Annotated in this window: 13 protein-coding genes; 6 read left to right on the forward strand and 7 right to left on the reverse strand. The window is 72.4% G+C overall.

Annotated elements, in window-relative coordinates:
- Positions 1 to 70 precede the first annotated feature (70 nt).
- Complete coding sequence (gene serC, locus N6H00_RS17825) at positions 71 to 1,189, forward strand: phosphoserine transaminase (RefSeq protein ID WP_268972734.1); 1,119 nt, start codon at positions 71 to 73, stop codon at positions 1,187 to 1,189.
- Between the two features lie 141 nt (positions 1,190 to 1,330).
- Here the strand turns inward: serC and N6H00_RS17830 are convergent, their stop codons facing one another.
- Positions 1,331 to 2,377, reverse strand: coding sequence for a hypothetical protein (locus N6H00_RS17830; protein ID WP_268972735.1), 1,047 nt, complete (start codon positions 2,375 to 2,377; stop codon positions 1,331 to 1,333).
- 256 nt (positions 2,378 to 2,633) lie between these two features.
- Between N6H00_RS17830 and N6H00_RS17835 the strand changes: the two genes are divergently transcribed.
- Both N6H00_RS17835 and N6H00_RS17840 read left to right on the forward strand, forming a co-directional pair.
- On the forward strand, positions 2,634 to 3,185 hold the full coding sequence (locus N6H00_RS17835) for a hypothetical protein (RefSeq protein ID WP_268972736.1): 552 nt from the start codon (positions 2,634 to 2,636) through the stop codon (positions 3,183 to 3,185).
- 248 nt (positions 3,186 to 3,433) lie between these two features.
- Complete coding sequence (locus tag N6H00_RS17840; protein ID WP_268972737.1) at positions 3,434 to 4,429, forward strand: aldo/keto reductase; 996 nt, start codon at positions 3,434 to 3,436, stop codon at positions 4,427 to 4,429.
- A 197-nt stretch (positions 4,430 to 4,626) separates the two neighbouring features.
- Here the strand turns inward: N6H00_RS17840 and thpR are convergent, their stop codons facing one another.
- The 4 genes from thpR to N6H00_RS17860 all read right to left on the reverse strand — a co-directional run bounded on the left by thpR (position 4,627) and on the right by N6H00_RS17860 (position 9,713).
- Positions 4,627 to 5,223, reverse strand: a complete 597-nt coding sequence (gene thpR / locus N6H00_RS17845; RefSeq protein WP_268972738.1) for an RNA 2',3'-cyclic phosphodiesterase — start codon at positions 5,221 to 5,223, stop codon at positions 4,627 to 4,629.
- A gap of 925 nt (positions 5,224 to 6,148) precedes the next feature.
- The gene (locus tag N6H00_RS17850; RefSeq protein ID WP_268972739.1) at positions 6,149 to 7,555 is read right to left on the reverse strand and encodes an MFS transporter; all 1,407 of its coding nucleotides are present in this window, start codon (positions 7,553 to 7,555) and stop codon (positions 6,149 to 6,151) included.
- A gap of 32 nt (positions 7,556 to 7,587) precedes the next feature.
- The gene (locus tag N6H00_RS17855; protein ID WP_268972740.1) at positions 7,588 to 8,049 is read right to left on the reverse strand and encodes a MarR family winged helix-turn-helix transcriptional regulator; all 462 of its coding nucleotides are present in this window, start codon (positions 8,047 to 8,049) and stop codon (positions 7,588 to 7,590) included.
- 197 nt (positions 8,050 to 8,246) lie between these two features.
- Complete coding sequence (locus N6H00_RS17860; RefSeq protein ID WP_268972741.1) at positions 8,247 to 9,713, reverse strand: NCS2 family permease; 1,467 nt, start codon at positions 9,711 to 9,713, stop codon at positions 8,247 to 8,249.
- 168 nt (positions 9,714 to 9,881) lie between these two features.
- Between N6H00_RS17860 and N6H00_RS17865 the strand changes: the two genes are divergently transcribed.
- Both N6H00_RS17865 and N6H00_RS17870 read left to right on the forward strand, forming a co-directional pair.
- Positions 9,882 to 10,142, forward strand: a complete 261-nt coding sequence (locus N6H00_RS17865) for a DUF2530 domain-containing protein (protein WP_268972742.1) — start codon at positions 9,882 to 9,884, stop codon at positions 10,140 to 10,142.
- 326 nt (positions 10,143 to 10,468) lie between these two features.
- Positions 10,469 to 11,287 (forward strand): SAM-dependent methyltransferase, encoded by an 819-nt coding sequence (locus tag N6H00_RS17870; protein ID WP_268972744.1) that lies wholly within the window; start codon positions 10,469 to 10,471, stop codon positions 11,285 to 11,287.
- A gap of 22 nt (positions 11,288 to 11,309) precedes the next feature.
- Here N6H00_RS17870 and N6H00_RS17875 read toward each other — a convergent pair whose 3' ends face one another.
- Together N6H00_RS17875 and N6H00_RS17880 are read right to left on the reverse strand one after the other, a co-directional pair.
- On the reverse strand, positions 11,310 to 14,747 hold the full coding sequence (locus N6H00_RS17875; protein WP_268977021.1) for a sacsin N-terminal ATP-binding-like domain-containing protein: 3,438 nt from the start codon (positions 14,745 to 14,747) through the stop codon (positions 11,310 to 11,312).
- A 349-nt stretch (positions 14,748 to 15,096) separates the two neighbouring features.
- On the reverse strand, positions 15,097 to 16,002 hold the full coding sequence (locus N6H00_RS17880) for a DUF3027 domain-containing protein (RefSeq protein ID WP_268977022.1): 906 nt from the start codon (positions 16,000 to 16,002) through the stop codon (positions 15,097 to 15,099).
- A gap of 422 nt (positions 16,003 to 16,424) precedes the next feature.
- Between N6H00_RS17880 and N6H00_RS17885 the strand changes: the two genes are divergently transcribed.
- Positions 16,425 to 17,993, forward strand: coding sequence for an MFS transporter (locus N6H00_RS17885; protein ID WP_268972746.1), 1,569 nt, complete (start codon positions 16,425 to 16,427; stop codon positions 17,991 to 17,993).
- Positions 17,994 to 18,024: the final 31 nt, after the last annotated feature.

Genomic DNA, 18,024 nt, shown 5'->3' on the forward strand with positions numbered 1-18,024 from the left:
TGTGGACGGGTTGTCTCAGCCGCTGGACGCACGGTCGGACGGCGAGGGCCGACGGATTAGGCTTCGGTTCGTGGCTGAGATCCGGATTCCCGATGACATCAAGCCCGCCGACGGACGCTTCGGCTCGGGCCCCTCCAAGGTGCGCACCGAGGCGCTCAGTGCCCTGGCCGCCACCGGAAGTTCCCTGCTGGGCACCTCCCACCGGCAGGCTCCGGTCAAGAACCTGGTCGGCGCGGTGCGCGAAGGGGTGCGCGAACTCTTCCAGCTCCCGGAGGGGTACGAGGTCATCCTGGGCAACGGCGGCTCCACCGCCTTCTGGGACATCGCGACCCACGGTCTGATCGAGTCCAAGTCCCAGCACCTGTCCTTCGGCGAGTTCTCCTCGAAGTTCGCCAAGGCGGCGAAGCTCGCGCCGTGGCTGGCGGAGCCCACGGTGATCTCCTCCGACCCGGGCACCCACCCAGAGCCGCAGGCCGAGAGCGGCACGGACGTGTACGCCTTCACCCACAACGAGACCTCCACCGGTGTCGCCATGCCCATCCAGCGGGTGGCCGGCGCCGACGAGGGCGCGCTGGTGCTGGTGGACGCCACCTCCGGTGCGGGCGGTCTGCCGGTCGACATCGCCGAGACGGACGTCTACTACTTCGCGCCGCAGAAGTCCTTCGCGGCGGACGGCGGCCTGTGGATCGGCGTGTTCTCCCCCGCCGCGCTCGAGCGCGCCGCCCGCGTCCACGCGTCCGGCCGGCACGTCCCGGAGTTCTTCTCGCTGCCGACCGCGATCGACAACTCGCTGAAGAACCAGACGTACAACACCCCGGCGCTGGCGACGCTCTTCCTGCTCAACGACCAGCTGGAGTGGATCAACGGACAGGGCGGCCTGGACTGGGCCGTGCGGCGCACCGCGACCTCCTCGCGCACGCTGTACGGGTGGGCCGAGGAGGCCAAGTTCGCCACCCCGTTCGTGGCCGACCCGGCCAAGCGGTCGCAGGTCGTCGGCACGATCGACTTCAACGAGGAGATCGACGCCGCCGCGGTCGCCAAGGCGCTGCGGGCCAACGGGATCGTGGACACCGAGCCGTACCGCAAGCTGGGCCGCAACCAGCTGCGGGTGGCGATGTTCCCGGCCGTCGACCCGGCGGACGTCCAGGCGCTGACGGCGTGCGTGGACTACGTCATCGAGCACCTCTGAGGGTGCCTGCTCACGGGTTGCCCGTTCATGGGTCGCCCGTTCATGGGTGAGCGTGAGGGGCCCGCGGCCGACCGGCCGCGGGCCCCTTCGCACGGGTGAGGCCCACGGGGGATGCGCACCAGGGATGCGCACGGGTGACGATCAGGTACGACTCCGGCGGAAGAGCCTGCGCAGGCCGTAGAACACCACCAGCGCACCGGCGAAGGTGAGCCCGGCCTTGACCAGGTTGCCGTTCTTCTCGTCATCGGAGAGCTTGCCGTCGGGGCGGTCGGAGTACTCCCCCTTCTTCTTCTGCTCCTTCGCGGTGGCGTCCGGCAGCAGTTCCCCGCCGAGGTCCACCGGCGTCACCTTGGAGCCCGCGCCCTCGGTGCCGTACATGAGCGTGCCGCCGTCGGGGGTGAAGGTGACCGACTCGCCCTGCCGCTGGAGCGGCAGTCCCGGCTCCTCCTCGAGCTTCGTCGGCTTGTCGTTCCGCCAGCGGTACTCGGCGGCCGAGAAGTAGCCGCGGAGCACCAGCCGGGTGCCGTCCGGGGAGAACGCCCCGTCCGTGACCTCCAGATCGAGGTCGGAGACCCGCCGGAAGACATTCACCCCCGAGGAGCTCAGCGTGGCCGGTCCGATGTACAGCCCGCCGTCCTCGTCGCTCTTGCTGGCGATGTAGACGCGGCCCGTCCTGGGGTTAACCATCAGCGCCTCGGCATTGCGCGGCCCGCCCTGGTACTGGACGGTGAACTGGGTCGCGGTGACGGTGGTGTCCTTCAGCTGCTTCGGCTCGGGGAACCGGTAGATCCACACATGGGACCACTGGCCGCCCAGGTTGTCGCCGATATCGCCGACGTAGACATTGCCGTCCGGCCCTATCGAGATCGCTTCCACATCGCGGGGACTTCCTATGCCGCGCAGGGTGACCCGCGCGACCGTCTTCCCGGTCCGGCCGTCGACGGCGTAGACGTACGGCCCGTCCGAACTGTCGTTGTGCGTCCAGTAGACGCCGGGGTGGAGACGGCTCGCGGCGAGACCACTGGACTCGGTGATCCGTGGATCCTCGATCGTGAAGGGAGACGGCGACGACGACGAGCCGGCGGCGGCCGGGGCGGCAGCGGCGGCCGGGGCGGCAGCGGCGGCCGGGGCGGCTGCGGACACGGCCAGCAGCGCGGCGGCGCCGAGTACGAACGGAAGCGGACGCATGGGCCCAAGCCTGCCATCCCGCCGGGGGCGTCAGGTGCCGGAACCACGCCGCGGGACGCCCTCCGGCCACGCATGACTTCCCGGATAACGGGCAGATAACGTCCGCCAATTATCCGCGAGAGCGGAGAAGTCGAAATAACCCCGAGATTATTTGATCCCATCCGGGGATTATTTCGGCGAGAAATTTATCGGTCATTGACGGCATAGCGGGCGGCGGCATTGCGATACAGAAAGGCCCCCCTTACGGTCTCTGCTCATGAGCGAATACAGCCAGTCCTCCTATGCGCAGACCGCACCTCCCACGCATTCCACAGGAGCCCCGAACGGCGGTGCCGCACCGGCCGCGCCGTCCAAGAAGATCGCGATCTTCGGGATCGTCGGCTCGGTGATCGCGCTGGTCGGCTCCCTGGTGAACTGGGTGGTCTCCGACGCCGAGGGCGCCACCGGGGGCATCAAGGGCATCGACGGCGACGGCATCATCACGCTGATCGTCGCCCTGGTCGCGGCGGTCCTGTTCATCGCCGCCATGGCCACCAAGAAGGCGGTGATCTACCTGGTCAGCGCGGTTGCGGGGCTCGCCATGGCGATCGTCGCGGGCCTCAACATCTCGGACCCCGAGCGGCTGGTCGTCCAGAAGCTGACGGACGAGGAGGGGGTGTCGCAGAGCGTCGCGGAGAAGGCGGCGGAGCAGGCCGCGAAGCTGTACGACATGACCGCGGGGCCGGGGCTCTACATGGTCCTCATCGGCGCGCTGCTGGCCCTGGCCCTCGGCGTCCTCGGCTTCATGAAGGCCCGCGCCGCCCGGTAATCGCCTTCGGCGATTCAGCCGGACCCATCACGCCCGCTTTTTGACCGCACGGGGGGCCAAAAAGCGGGCCTTCGGGTTTTCTGTGGGGCGTGGGGAATTCACGGAGGGGGTGGTGAGTGATTCCCTCGGAATTTTTCGGATAATTCTCTCCCCGGCGGCCGCCGATACCTCGGACTCGCCCCACGCGATTCCGGTCCTCGATTCCGGCCCTCTTGATTAGAGCGCACTCCAACGGCTTGGCTGACCCCATGGAGTACACACAGCTCGGACGCACAGGTCTCAAGGTCAGCCGGATCGTTCTCGGCACCATGAACTTCGGTCCGCAGACCGAGGAGGCCGACAGCCACTCGATCATGGATGCGGCGCTCGACGCCGGCATCAACTTCTTCGACACCGCCAATGTGTACGGCTGGGGCGCGAACAAGGGCCGCACCGAGGAGATCATCGGGAGCTGGTTCGCCCAGGGTGGCGGGCGGCGCGAGAAGACGGTCCTCGCGACCAAGGTGTACGCGAACATGGCCGCGGACGATGTGGCCTGGCCGAATACCGACAAGCTCTCGGCCGTCAACATCCGCCGGTCCGTGGACGCCAGCCTCAAGCGGCTCGGCACGGACTACATCGACCTCTACCAGTTCCACCACGTGGACCGCTCCACCCCGTGGGACGAGGTCTGGCAGGCCATCGACGTCCTCGTCCAGCAGGGCAAGATCATCTACGCCGGTTCGTCCAACCACGCGGGCTGGCACATCGCCCAGGCCAATGAGACCGCGTCCCGCCGCGGCTCGTACGGGCTGGTCAGCGAGCAGTGCCTGTACAACCTGGCCGAACGCCGCGCCGAGATGGAGGTCATCCCGGCCGCGCAGGAGTACGGCCTGGGCGTCATCCCCTGGTCGCCGCTGCACGGCGGGCTGCTCGGCGGCGCGATCCGCAAGGAGCGTGAGGGCGGCGGTTCGCGCACCACATCGGGCCGCAGCGGCGACGCGCTGAAGAACACCAAGGTGCGCGAACAGATCCAGCGGTACGAGGACCTGCTGGACAAGCACGGTATCGAGCCCGGCGAGGCGGCCCTGGCCTGGCTGCTCACCCGGCCCGGGGTGACCGGTCCGATCGTGGGCCCGCGCACGGCCGAGCAGCTGGCGTCGGCGCTGCGCGCCGCCGATCTGAAGCTCAGCGAGGAGCTGCTGGCCGAGCTGGACGAGATCTTCCCGGGGCCGGGGCCGTCGCCCGAGGCGTTCGCCTGGTAGCGGGGAGGCTCCGCTTGGTCAGCGTGGTCGAGTGCGTGGAGGAGGCGTGGGCCGTGTGCGGCCCACGCCTCGCTTCGCTCCCGTTTCAGCCTCCTAGGGCGGCCGCCGCGGCGACGACGACGAGAATCAGCACCAGCGCGCCGCTCATGATCATGTTCCGGGTCTTGGGGTCCACACCCCGAGACTAGCCGGACCGCTCAGTGCCCCAGCGGCCAGGCCGCCACCACCTCGTAGCGCGGCTGCCGCCCGGGGACGCCCGGGGCCGGTGGATGGCTGCGCACCAGGCTGAGCTCCCGCACGGTCCACTCCTGGCCGGCGAAGTCCGCGAGCCGCTCGGCGTACGGCGCGAGGCTGAGGCCGGCGGAGCCGTGGCGTGCGGAGCCGTGGCGTGCGGAGCGGGCGCGCGCGATGGTCAGATGCGGATGGTACGGGCGGTGCCGGTCCATCGGGATCCCGGCCCGCCGGCCCCCCGCGGCGGCGGAGTCGGCCAGCCCCCGCAGCGTCTCGCTGTCGCCGTCGACGCCCACCCACACCACGCGGTCGTCGAACCGGCCCCCGCGGGCGAGCCGCAGCTCGTGGGGGCGGTGCCGGTGGGCGGCGCGGGCCAGCCGGGTGTGCAGCTCGGGCAGCACCTCCTCGGCCACCTCCCCGTAGAAGGCGAGCGTGAAGTGCCAGCCCTCCCGCTCGGTCCAGCGCAACCCGTCCGCCCCCGGCAGCGCCCGGAGCGCCTCGACTCGCGCGGCCAGCTCGGCGACGGCGGCGTCCGGCGGCAACACGGCGGCGAAGAGTCTCACCCGCCCAGTCTCCCCCACGGGGTGCCGCCTTCGCGGCACGGACAGCTGGACCGGGGTTGCCCGCGGGGGGCGGGGTTGCCGCGGGGGGCGGGGTTGCCCCGGGGAGGGTGGGGATGCCCGGGGGCGGGGTTGCCCCAGGGGGCGGGTGCCGGGGGCGGGGCCTCCGGTGCGGCGCCCTGGACCGCATATTTACGGCGCCGGTGCCCGGGGGCGTGGGGTGGGCCGGAGATTGGCGCCACAAATATGCGTAAGCGTCCAGGACACCACCCCTCCGGCCCCGCCCCCTCCCGTCTCGTCGGCGGCTACCCCTCCGGTGGCCCCAGACGCCAGCTCGGCGGCAGGCCCGTCCAGCGGCGCGGGGGCCGGGTGGGCCCGACCCCGTCCCCTCACGGCTCATCGACACCTGCCCGCCGGTGGCCCCACACGACAGCCCGGCGGCAGGCCCGTCCGGCGGCGCGGGCACCGGGGTGGGGTGGGCCCGACCCCGTCCCCTCACGGCTCATCGGCGCCTGCCCGCCGGGGGCCCCACACGACAGCCCGGCGGCAGGCCCGTCCGGCGGCGCGGGGGCCGGGTGGGGGTGGGACCGGCCCCGCCCCCTCCCGTCTCGTCGGCGCCTGCCCGCCGGGGGCCCCACACGACAGCCCGGCGGCAGGCCCGCCCGGCGGCGCGGGCACCGAGGTGGGGTGGGCCCGACCTCGCCCCTCACGGCTCGTCGACACCTCCCCGCCGGGGGCCCCGGACGCCAGCCCGGCGGCAGGTCCGCCCGGCGGCGCGGGCACCGAGGTGGGGTGGACCCGACCCCGTCCCCTCACGGCTCATCGGCGCCTGCCCGCCGGGGGCCCCACACGACAGCCCGACGGCAGGCCCGCCCGGCGGCGCGGACACCGGGTGGAATAGGACCGTGGTCCCGGGTGCCTGCCGGGGTCAGGCTGTGGTGGCTAGTTGCTTGTGGTCCTCGGGGGTGCGGGGGACGAAGGCCACGCGGGGATGGCCGCGGCGGAGGTCCAGCTTCAGCCGCAGTCCGCCGGCCCGGACCAGGACCAGGCCCACCGCGACCGCGGCGGCGGCCGAGACCAGACCGCCCGCGGCGAAGCCGATGCGCGCGCCGCAGGTGTCGGTCAGCCAGCCCACCAGCGGGCCGCCGATCGGCGTACCGCCGACGAAGACCATCATGAACAGGCTCATCACCCGGCCCCGCATCGCGGGATCGGTCGCGAGCTGGACGCTGGAGTTCGCGGTCACGTTGAACGTCAGGCTGAAGATCCCGATCGGCACCATGAGCGCCGCGAAGAGCCAGAAGTACGGGGTCGCGGCCGCGACCATCTCCAGCACGCCGAACATCAGCGCGGCCCCGACCAGCAGCCGCCGCCGCGCCACCACGCGCCGGGCGGCGAGCAGCGCACCGGTCACCGAGCCGATCGCTATCAGGGTGTTGAGCAGGCCGTACGTACCCGGGCCCGCGTCGAAGACATCGTCGGCGAAGGCGCTCAGCCAGATCGGGAAGTTGAAGCCGAAGGTGCCGATGAAGCCCACGAGCACGATCGGCCAGATGAGATCGGGGTTGCCGGCGACATAGCGCAGCCCCTCCCGCAGCTGCCCCTTGCCGCGCGGCGCCCGCTGGACCTTGTGCAGCTCGCTGGTGCGCATCATCAGCAGCCCGATGAGCGGGGCGCCGAAGGAGAGTCCGTTGATCAGGAAGGCCCAGCCACTGCCCACGGCGGTGATCAGCACACCGGCGACCGCCGGGCCGATCAGCCGGGCGGACTGGAAGTTCGCGGAGTTGAGGCTGACCGCGTTCCGCAGATCCTTGGGGCCGACCATTTCGTTGACGAAGACCTGGCGGGTCGGGTTGTCGACGACGGTAACCATGCCGAGCAGGAACGCGATCAGATAGACGTGCCAGACCTGCACATGGCCGCTGAGGGTGAGGGCGGCGAGGGCGAGCCCGCACAGCCCCAGTGCGGCCTGGGTGATCAGCAGCAGCCGGCGCCTGGGACAGCGGTCGGCGATGACCCCGCCGTAGAGGCCGAAGAGCAGCATGGGCAGGAACTGCAGCGCGGTGGTGATACCGACCGCGGTGGAGGAGCCGGTGAGGCTGAGGACCAGCCAGTCCTGGGCGATCCGCGACATCCAGGTGCCGGTGTTGGAGATCATGGCACCGGTCGCGAACAGCCGGTAGTTGCGGATCCTCAGGGAGCGGAAGGTGCCGCCCTTGGTGCGCCCGCCGGGGTCGCCGCCGGTGGCGACGGCACGGTCGGGGCCGGGTACGGACGCGGAATCTGCGGGGTTCTTCGGTGCGGGTGCGGAGTCTGCTCCGGGTCCCGTACTCAAGTGCGTTCGCCTCCTGGCTGCCTCAGTCATTGCTACATGTGCGCGAGCTTCTCCAGCACGGGCGCGGCGGCGCGCAGCGCGTCCCACTCGTCCTCGGTCAGCTGCCCGACCAGTTCGGTCAGCCAGGCGTTGCGCTTGCGTCGGCTCTCTTCGAGCATGGGCTCTACACGCTCGGTCGGCGAGACGACCTTCTGCCGCCGGTCCTCCGGGTGCGGCTCGAGTCCGACCAGTCCCTTGGCTTCCAGCAGGGCCACGATGCGGGTCATCGAGGGCGGCTGGACGTGCTCCTTACGGGCCAGCTCACCGGGGGTGGCGGAGCCGCACTGGGCCAGGGTGCCCAGGACCGCCATCTCGGTGGGACTGAGCGATTCGTCCACTCGCTGGTGCTTGAGCCGCCGCGACAGACGCATCACTCCGGACCGCAGGGCGTTCACGGCCTCCGCGTCGTCGGGGGGCGCCTCCGCCTTGTGCTGGGGGCGGGACAGATCCGGCATGGTCTTTAGCATAACTCATTACCTCGCCTAATGAAACCCTGGTGACATCCCTATTTCTATTTCACCCGAACGAGTGAGTTGACTTCGGGTAGTAACGCCCGGGTGCACCACGTCACAGGGCCGCGCGACACGCGTGAGCGCCCCGGACCTGAGGTGTCCGGGGCGCTCACGGGGGGGTTGGGGGACGGCCGGGCGGCTCAGGAGACGCCGAGCGCCTGCTCGATCGGGTTGAGCAGGAAGTACACCAGGAAGCACAGCCCCACCACGCCCAGCAGCCACGGGATCTCCCGGGCCCGCCGGGTGGCGATGCGCAGCAGCAGGAACGCGAGCACGCCCACGCCGATCCCGTTGGTGATGCTGTACGTGAACGGCATCGAGATCATGGTCAGGAAGGCCGGGATCGCGATCGTGGAGTCGCTCCAGTCGATCTCCTTGACGTTCGCCGCCATGATCAGGAAGCCGACGACGACCAGCGCGGGGGTCGCGGCCTGCGAGGGCACCACCTTGGCGAGCGGGGTGCAGACCAGCGAGAGCAGGAAGAGGCCGCCGGTCACCACGTTCGCGAGCCCGGTGCGCGCCCCCTCCCCGACACCCGCCGTGGATTCGACGAAGCAGGTGTTGGCCGAGGCCGAGCCGAAGCCGCCGCCCGCGACCGCGACACCGTCCATCATCAGGATCCGGCCCATGCCCGGCAGCTGCCCGCGCTCGTTGGTCAGCCCGGCCTCCTCGCCGACGCCGATGATCGTGCCCATCGCGTCGAAGAAGCCGGACAGCAGCACGGTGAAGACGAAGAGACAGCCGGTGAGCAGGCCGACCTCACGGAAGCCGCCCCAGAGGTCGACTTGGCCGATGAGGCCGAAGTCCGGGGTGTCGACCACCTTCTCCGGCACCTTGGGGACGGTCAGCCCCCACTGGGCGTCCGGGATGTGCGCCAGGGAGTTGATCACGATCGCGACCACGGTCATGACCACGATGCCGATCAGGATCGCACCGCGCGTCTTGCGGACGATCAGGATGAACGTGAGCGCGAGGCCGAGCACGAACACCAGCACCGGCCAGCCCTGGAGCCGCCCGGCCACCCCCAGCCCCAGGGGGACGGTGGTGTGCGCGGAGTCCGGGTTACGGCTGATGAAGCCGGAGTCGACCAGGCCGATCAGGGCGATGAAGAGCCCGATGCCGATCGCGATCGCCCGCCGCAGTCCGTTCGGGATCGCGTCCATCACCCGCTGCCGCAGGCCCGAGGCGACGAGGATCATCAGCACCAGACCCGCGAGCACCACCATGCCCATCGCGTCCGGCCAGCTCATCTTGGGCGCGAGTTGCAGCGAGACCACGGCGTTGATGCCCAGGCCCGCGGCGAGCGCGATGGGGACATTGCCGATGATCCCCATGAGCAGCGTGGTCAGGCCCGCCATCAGGGCGGTCGCGGTGACCAGCTGGCCGTTGTTGAGCTGATCCCCGAACTTGTCCGTACCGGCCCCGAGGATGATCGGGTTCAGCACGATGATGTAGGCCATCGCGAAGAACGTGGCCAGCCCGCCACGGATCTCCCGGGAGACCGAGGAGCCGCGCTGGCTGATCTTGAAGAACTTGTCGATGCCGTTGGCAGGGGGAGCCGGAGTCTGCTTGCTCGCGTCGACCGGCGCGCTGGCCGAGGGGGACATGAAGAACCTCAGTGGTGGTGAACGTCAGCGGCGGGCCTCTTGGAGGATCGAACGAGACATTCCACCCAGACCCAGAAGTATTCAGTATGAAACTATAAACGGCCGGCCGCCAAACCCATCCGGTGCGGCCCCGGACGGACCCGTCACCGGCCCCCTTAAGCTGTGGCCATGACGAAGTGGACCCCCAGGCACGAGGCGCCGGAGCCCCTCGAGGGCAATGTCGTGGCCACGATCACCGGCGGCACGATCGTGTGGTTCGTCCTCTTCCTCGTCCAGCTACCCTTCTACCGCTGGTACGACGAGCACGGACACCTGTGGTGGCTGTGGACCTGCCTGGCCGGCGGCGGCCTCGGTCTGATCGGCGTCTGGTACGTGCGCGCCCGGGACGCGGCGATCCGCGGCTCGCGGAACGGGAACGAGAGCGGCTGACGCGACCGCCGTACGCGCGCACCGACGGCACCGGATCGCCCACCGACGGCGCGGCGCCGGACCATCGCCGTTCCCGGTGACGATCCGGCGCCCCGGCCTGGTGTGCGGGCGCGCTCCCCTCCCGGCGCGCCCGCTCACCCGTCTGCGGTGCGCGCGGAGGACGCACAGAAGATGAGGGCCCCGCCGCGGGGACGCGCGGGCGGAGCCGGATGGGACAACTGTACGATCTTCACGGCTCGTTCACAATGTTGCGGAAGCCTCACGGCGCGCACTTTGTTCGGGAACTACCGCCTTATAGACGTCAACTCACCAGTAATGTGAGGGATATGACCGGTAACCGCTTTCGTGCCGATGAAATCGACACCAGCAAGCCGCACTCGGCCCGCATGTACGACTACTTCCTGGGTGGCAAGACCCACTACGCGGTCGACACCCAGGCGGCCGAACAGGTCGAGGCCGTCTGGCCCGACGTCAAGCCGTGGACCCGCGCCAACCGGTCATTCATGCACCGCGCGACCCGCTGGCTCGCGGCCGAGGCGGGCATACGGCAGTTCCTGGACATCGGCACCGGCATCCCCACCGAGCCCAATCTCCACCAGGTGGCCCAGAAGGTCGCCCCGTCGTCCCGGGTCGTCTACGCGGACAACGACCCCATCGTGCTGGCCTACGCCCAGGCCCTGTTGCTCTCCACGCCCGAGGGCCGCACCGCGTACATCCACGCGGACGTCACCGAGCCCGAGACGATCCTGACCGCCGAAGAGCTGACCGACACCCTCGATCTGTCCCGGCCGATCGCCCTGTCGCTCAATGCGATCATGCACTTCATCGCGGATGAGCGGAAGCCGTACGACATCGTCGGACAACTGGTCGAGGCCCTGGCACCGGGCAGTTATCTGGTGCTCTCGCACGGAGCGCTCGACCCCCGCCCCGGAGTCTCGGACGCGGTGACCAACCTCTACCGCGGCAGCGGCATCCATGTGCAGGGGCGCGACCAGGAGGAGATTGTCGCGTTCTTCGACGGGCTGGAGCTGGTCGATCCGGGCGTGGTGATGCCGCACCGCTGGAAGCCCGAGACCGAGCAGGCCAGGGCCGACGCGGAGGCCCTGGACCTGTGGATCTTCGCGGGGGTGGCCCGCAAGCCCTGACCCGGTAGCGCCCGTGCGTCCGTCAGTCGAACCAGCGGGCCCGCGCCAGCTCCTCCGTACGGGTCAGATCCTCCAGCAGCGCCGCGACCTCGAACCGGCGCGACCAGTGACCGGACGCCCAGGCCAGACCGGCCGCGACACCCTCGACCGTCGAGGCGTGCAGAGTGCCGTCCGCATACCGCCAGTCCAGCTCGACCTCGCCGCCGTCGTCGGCCTCGATCAGCAGTTCCTCGTGCTCGACGTACGACAGCGGGGCGCCCGGGAGGAGTTCGCGGACCGCTTCCGGCACCTCGTGTAGATCGCCCTGTGAGGTGACCCGCGCCGGATACGCCTCGCTCAGCCGCCGCACCTGGAACAGCTCCGCCAACTCCGCCGCCCGCGTGGGGCGTACGGGCAGCAGCGCACGGCCGTCCGCCTCGGCCAGCGGCATCAGGTCGGGGGCGTCCGCGACCAGCGCCTCGCCCGCGTCGACCACCACCGGCTCGCCGCTCACCACGGCTCGCACCTCGTCGGGCAGGGTGACCTGCTCGGGGTCCAGCTCGGCCAACTGGCTGTAGAGGCCGTGCAGCTGGGCGGGGGTCACCTCGCGGTCCGGGTCGGCGAGGCGGGCCAGCAGCTCGGCGGCACCGCCCGGTTCGTCCAGCAGCGCCGCGACGGAGGTCCGCACCCCCAGCGCGCGCAGCACCTGCTCGTCCTCGAACCCGGCCGCGTCCACCGACTCGTACAGCCCGGTCAGCAGCGGATCGCCGCCGGCCGCGCGCAGCCCGGCGGGGCGGCGGCCGTCCAGCACCGGATGGCCGCGCAGCCACCACGCGGTGTACGAGCGCACCGTCTCGGTCGTGCCGTCCGGCAGCAGCACCCGCACCGGCGCGGTCAGCGCGTCGCGCAGCGGCGGCTGGGCGAGCATGGCCAGCGCCCTCGGCCAGGCGTCGTCGTCGACGAGGTCCAGGTCCCGTACGGCGACGATCTCGGTGGCCACCGGCGGCACCGGCGTCTCCGGCAGCCGGTCCAGCGCGTCCTCGCACCACACGTCGACGGCGTCCAGCACACCGACGTCGTCCGGTTCGGCGAAGTCGCCCTCGCGCGGTTCCAGTTCATCCGGGTCCAGCACCACATCGGTGGCCCTGACCAGGGTGAAGCCCGCCAGCACACCGACGGCGGCCAGCGGCTGCTCGCCCCAGCGCTCGGCCAGCTCGGCGTCGCACGCGGCCAGTTCGCCCTCCCGCATCACCTGCTCGAAGGCGCTGCCGGGGAAGACCAGTTCACCGGCCGGGGCCAGCTCCCCGTCCTCGTCCGGCAGCGCGAGCGCGGCCAGCCACGGCTCGTCACCGGGGGCCAGCCGGGCCTGCTGGACCAGGCCGAGAACGGTGTCGGCCAGCGTGTCGGCGTCCAGCGCCGCGCCCAGCGCCGCGCCTTCCTCCGCGAACGGGTCGTACTCGTCCTCCGCCTCCAGCGAATGCGCGACGGCGGCCCGCACCTGCGGGGTGGTCAGCACGGCGCGGGGGGTGGCCGGGGTCGCGCCGAGCTTCTCCAGGAGTGGATGGGCGGCGTCCGGATGTGCGACTTTCAGGCCGAGACGGGCAAGGGTGCGATGCGCATCGCCGACCGTGCCGGCCCCGGCCGCCCCGGTCCCGGTCTCCCCGGTCTCGATCCCCGCGGTCACGGCGGTTTCGGTGACGCCGATGGTGCCCAGGTCCCCGTCGGCCTCGCCGGGCAGCGGCAGCAGCACCTGCCGGGGCCCGATCGTCGTCCGGCCGTCCGCCAGCGGCACCGGCAGCCCGCTGAGCCGGTCCGGGTCGATCCCGCCCAGCGAGTCGTACAGCCGCCGCCACCAGGCCGGGGTGCGCTCCACACCCGCGAGCCGGTCGATCAGCTCCCCCAGCGGCACCCGGGCCACGCCCAGCACCCGCAGCTCCGCCCGGCGTTCAAGACCCGCGGGCAGCAGCGTCGGGAACAGCTCGGCCAGCACCTCCACCGTCTCCGCGCCCGCGCCCTCGACGATCTCGGCGTCCCGGGGGCGCAGCGCGTACGGCTCGCCCTCGAAGCCGCCGCGGGCCAGCACGTCATCGTCCCAGTCGACGGCGGCGGGAGCCGACGGGGCGGCGGCCGCGGGCGGCTCCCCCGCCGCCGGTCCGCCCTGGGCGGCGTCCGGGCCGAGCGCGTCCGGCGACCCGAGCCAGCCCGCGGCGCCCTCGGGGCCCGCGCCCGCCGCCGGCGCGGCGGCGCTGGGCAGGAACGGCACCCTCGGCAGCCGCTCCAGCACCCGCCCGCGCAGCTCCCCGTCCAGCTCGCCCCGGCCCAGCCGGCCCGGGACCAGGCCGATCGTGCCGACCGACACCGGATGCCAGTCGCGCAGCAGCGTCGCGTACGCCTCGGCCGCGCGCTCCACCAGGAAGTCCGTGAGCGGCCCGGGGGCGGTGTGCCGGCGGGTGGGCTCCAGCGGGAAGGACGCGATCAGCAGCGCGGGCATGCCCAGCGGCTCATCGGTCGGCGTCGGGGCGTGGACCACCGGGGCGGTCGTGGGCCGCACCGGCGCGCCCTCCTCGTCCACCGGAACCGCCCAGGTCACCGACCACACCGGGCGCAGCCGCTCCTCCACCGGGCGGTCGGCGAGCAGCTCGGGCTCCAGCCGCCCTCCGGCGCTCTCGGTACGCCAGCGCATCGCACCGCCCGTACCGCTCCGGCCGCTGTCCTCGACGACGGTGTACGGGCCCTCCTGGCGGCGGCGCAGCGTCCGGGTGCCCTCAGCGGTCTCGACCACGACCTCGGCCAGGCCGGGCAGGGTGAGCAGCAGCGCGTCGTCGATCCCGGCCAGCAGCCGCTCCGCCACGTCCAGGGCGGCGCCGTCGCGCAGCGGCAGCACCACGACCGTGTCATAGCCGTCCGGCGCGGTCCCCTCGGCGGGCAGCGGCAGCCGCAGCAGCGGTACGTGGCCGTCGCGGCGGCGCAGCTCGTCGGCGAGGCCGGGGCTGGTCTCGGCGGTCCGCCGGGTCAGCTCCCGCGCCTCGGCCAGCGACCAGCGCACCCCGCCGGTGCGGCCCACGACCGCGGGCTCGTCGCTCACCGCGAGCACCGCCGCGAAGCCGACGCCGAACCGCCCCACGGCGCTCTCCGGCTCGTCCCGCTTGGCCGACGCCCGCAGGGTGGACAGCGACTCGACCCCGGCCGCGTCCAGCGGCATCCCGGTGTTGGCGGCGGCCAGCACGGCGGGCTCGCCGTCGGTGGCCGGCCGCAGGGTCAGCCGGAGCCGTCCGGGCACCCCGGCGCGGGCGGCGGCGTCCGCCGCGTTCTGGGCCAGCTCGACGACCAGCCGGTCGCGGTGACCGCCCAGCGCGAGGTCCTCCTCGGCGTTGGCGTCCTCCCGGAACCTGGCGGGCGACGCGGCCCAGGCGTCCAGCACGCCGCGCCGCAGCCCCGCGGTCCCGAACGGGTCCGCGTCCTCGGTCGCGCCTCGCACCATCGCCGTGCTGCTCACGTCTCGCCTCCGGAGTTCCTGGTCGGGGTCCGTCCCGCGCTACGGCTCCACACCGCCGAGTCCCCCACGGTGCGGCTCGGCCCACCGCGCTCGCCGTTCCCTCGCGTGTCGCCCTTGCTAGCCGCGAACGTACCGCGATCCGCCGCCGAACGACGCCTCGGGCCCCACCCGACCGTCCCCACCCGACCGGATGGCCGGACCGACGGCGGCCGAACGCGGCCCGGCAGCACGACGGCGGGACTGGCGGGACGAAGACGGCGGGACTGGCGGGACGAAACAGACGGCGTGCGGACGGAACGACGGAACGGGCGGCACGAAGCGGTGGCGAACCGCCTCAGCTGTGGCCCAGTTCCTCCGGCGGGGTGTCCGGTTCGACGGAGCCGCTCAGCCGGTCCGGGTGGAGGGGGAGCGGTTCCACGACGGTTTCGTCGACCACGGGCGGGGCCGGACGCGGGGGCTTGGGCATGACGGCCGCCTCGGAGTGGGCGCCGCAGCCGTACGCGAGGGAGACGACGCGGCCGTCCGCCGGGCTGAACTCATTCGCGCACACCCCGAACGCCTGCCCCAGCGAGCCACCGAGGGGCACCAGGAATCCGCAGGTCGCGCAGGTGCCGGGGGCCGCCTGGGCCATGGGCGTCTTGGCGCCGAACGACTCCTCCCACCGGTCGGCCGCCACATGGAGGCCGTAACGGGACAGCACCCGGGCGCGGCGCATGCCCAGTTCCTCGGCGACGGCCGCGATCGAGCCGGTCGTGGGCGGGATCGCCTGGGTGGCGGGGGCACCGGCCGTCACATCGGCCTCCTCCACCGCCGCGAGCTGCTGCATCTCCTCCGAGACGACCGAGTTGGGCGGCGGGGCGTCCTCGCCCGAGTAGCCCGGCTCCAGGCGCAGGTCCTCGGCCTCGGTGGGGAGCAGATCGCCCGGCCCCATGTCGCCGGGGCGCAGCCGCTCGCTCCAGGGCACCCACTCCGGCGCGAGCAGCGCGTCGGGGCCGGGGAGCAGCACCGTCTCGTCCAGCGTGACGGTCTTCGCCCGGGAGGCGCGGGTCACGGTGACCGCCCAGCGCCAGCCGCGATAGCCCGGCTCGTCGTTCTCGAAGAGGTGCGTGACCACGCGGTCGCCTTCGGCGACGGCGCCCAGATACTCGCCGACCTTCCCCGGGTGGGCGGCTTCCATGGCCGCCTCACGGGCGAGTTCGACCGCCTCGGCGCACAGGCGGTCGGGGGTACGGCTTCGCATCGCACTCACAGGATCGATTCTCTCTTCCACGCCGTCGCAGCCGTCTGACCTGGTGCGCCAGCCGTACAGCCAGAACGCGGGACCGCGGACGGAGCGGACCACGGGACCGCGTCGACGTCCGCGCCCTTCCGTCCTTCGGGCGCACCTTGTACGTCCCATTCTGCGGGATGGCTACTCGGCGCACGGCCAGGAACGACCGTCGGTGGCGCGGTTACGCACGCTACCTTGTCCGGCCGCGCCGCCCCTACCCCCGTCTCACGCCCGGCTCCCGCTCCGGCGCCGTGCAGCCCCTGCCCGCCCGGCCCGGCGGCGCCGCATTTCCGCTGGACAGAGGGGTGTTGTCGGTCCTCCCCGACGGCGCTGCCAGCCGGAAAGCCGTCGAAGGTCTGACGCCGGAGCCGCGTTGGCTGCACCATGGTCGAGTGGCAGGAAAGCGATGGCACGGCGGCGGCCCGATCCAACGGTCGGGCCGTTGGATCGGCCATGCGCTCCGTTTTCCGTTCACCGCCACCGGCCGGGGCATCCGCCGGGCCACCCATGCCCATGGGGCCGGGGAGTCGGGGCTGGGCAAGCTGATCGAGCTGCACGCGGTGAACTCCGCGGGCGACATGCTGGTCACCGTCGCGCTCGCCTCCACGATCTTCTTCTCGGTCCCGACCGACCAGGCCCGCGGCCGGGTCGCGCTCTACCTGGTCATCACCATGGCGCCGTTCGCGCTGCTCGCCCCCGTCGTCGGCCCGCTCCTGGACCGCCTCCCGCACGGCCGCCGGGCGGCGATGGCGGGCTCGATGCTGACCCGTACGGTGCTCGCGCTGACGATGGCGGGCGCGGTGGCGGGCGGCGGCCTCGAACTGTATCCGGCGGCGCTGGGTGTGCTGGTGGCGTCCAAGGCGTACGGAGTCATCCGCTCCGCCGTCGTGCCGCGGCTGCTGCCACCCCACTTCTCGCTGGTCAAGGCCAACTCTCGGGTCACGCTGGGCGGGCTGCTGGCCACCGGCGCGGCGGCCCCGCTGGGGGCCGGGCTGCATCAGATCGGGCCGAGCTGGCCGCTGTACGGGGCGTGTGCGATCTTCTCGCTGGGCGGGTTCCTGTCGTTCACCCTGCCGCATAAGGTGGACTCCTCGACGGGTGAGGCCAGGGCGCAGCTGACCTCCGGCCAGCGCCATCCGCATCTGCCGGTGACGGTGACGGTGCGCAACCCCAAGGCCAGGGTCGGCGGGGCCCGGAACGCCTTCCACGTCTTCTCCCTGAACGTCTTCCGGAGCGTCTTCCCCCGGAACGTCTTCCGCCGGAACGCCCACATCCGGCACGCCCACGTCCGGCACGCCTGGCGGAGCGTCCTGTGGCGGAACGCGTTCTTCCGGCGCGCCTTCTGGCGGAACCGGTCCGGGCGGCCCGGCCTCCGCACGGTCGGTCCCTCCGTCCTGCACGCCCTCCAGGCATGTGCCGCGCTGAAGACCCTGTCCGGCTTCCTCACCCTCTTCCTCGCCTTCCTCCTCCGCGACCAGCCGGTGGGCGGGCTCGGCCCCGAGGTCTCGCTCGGCCTGGCCGCGGTCTGCGCGGGCGGCGGCAACGCGCTGGGCACCGCGATCGGCGCCTGGCTGCGGGCGCGCGGCCCGGAGCGGATCATCGCGGTGGTGCTGAGCTCCGCCCTCGCCGTGATCATCGTGTCGGCTGCCTTCTACGGAGCGGTGGCGGTCGCCGCCGTGGCCGCCACCGCGGGCATCTCCCAGGCGCTGGGCAAGCTGTCGCTGGACGCGCTGATCCAGCGCGACGTCCCGGAGGAGGTCCGCACCTCCGCGTTCTCCCGCTCCGAGACGACGCTCCAGATGGCGTGGGTCGTCGGCGGCGCCATCGGCATCGTGCTGCCGCTGCACGGGGTGCTGGGGATGGCGGCCGCCTCGGCGGTGGTGGCCCTGGGCGCGGCGTTGAGCGTCCGGGGACTGCTGAGCGCCTCCCGGCAGGGGGCGCCGTACCCACGGGTGGCGTGAGGCGGCCCGCCGTGCCACACCCCCGCGCGAG

The sequence above is a fragment of the Streptomyces sp. S465 genome (genome assembly GCF_026898115.1).
In the GTDB taxonomy this organism is placed as follows: domain Bacteria; phylum Actinomycetota; class Actinomycetes; order Streptomycetales; family Streptomycetaceae; genus Streptomyces; species Streptomyces luomodiensis.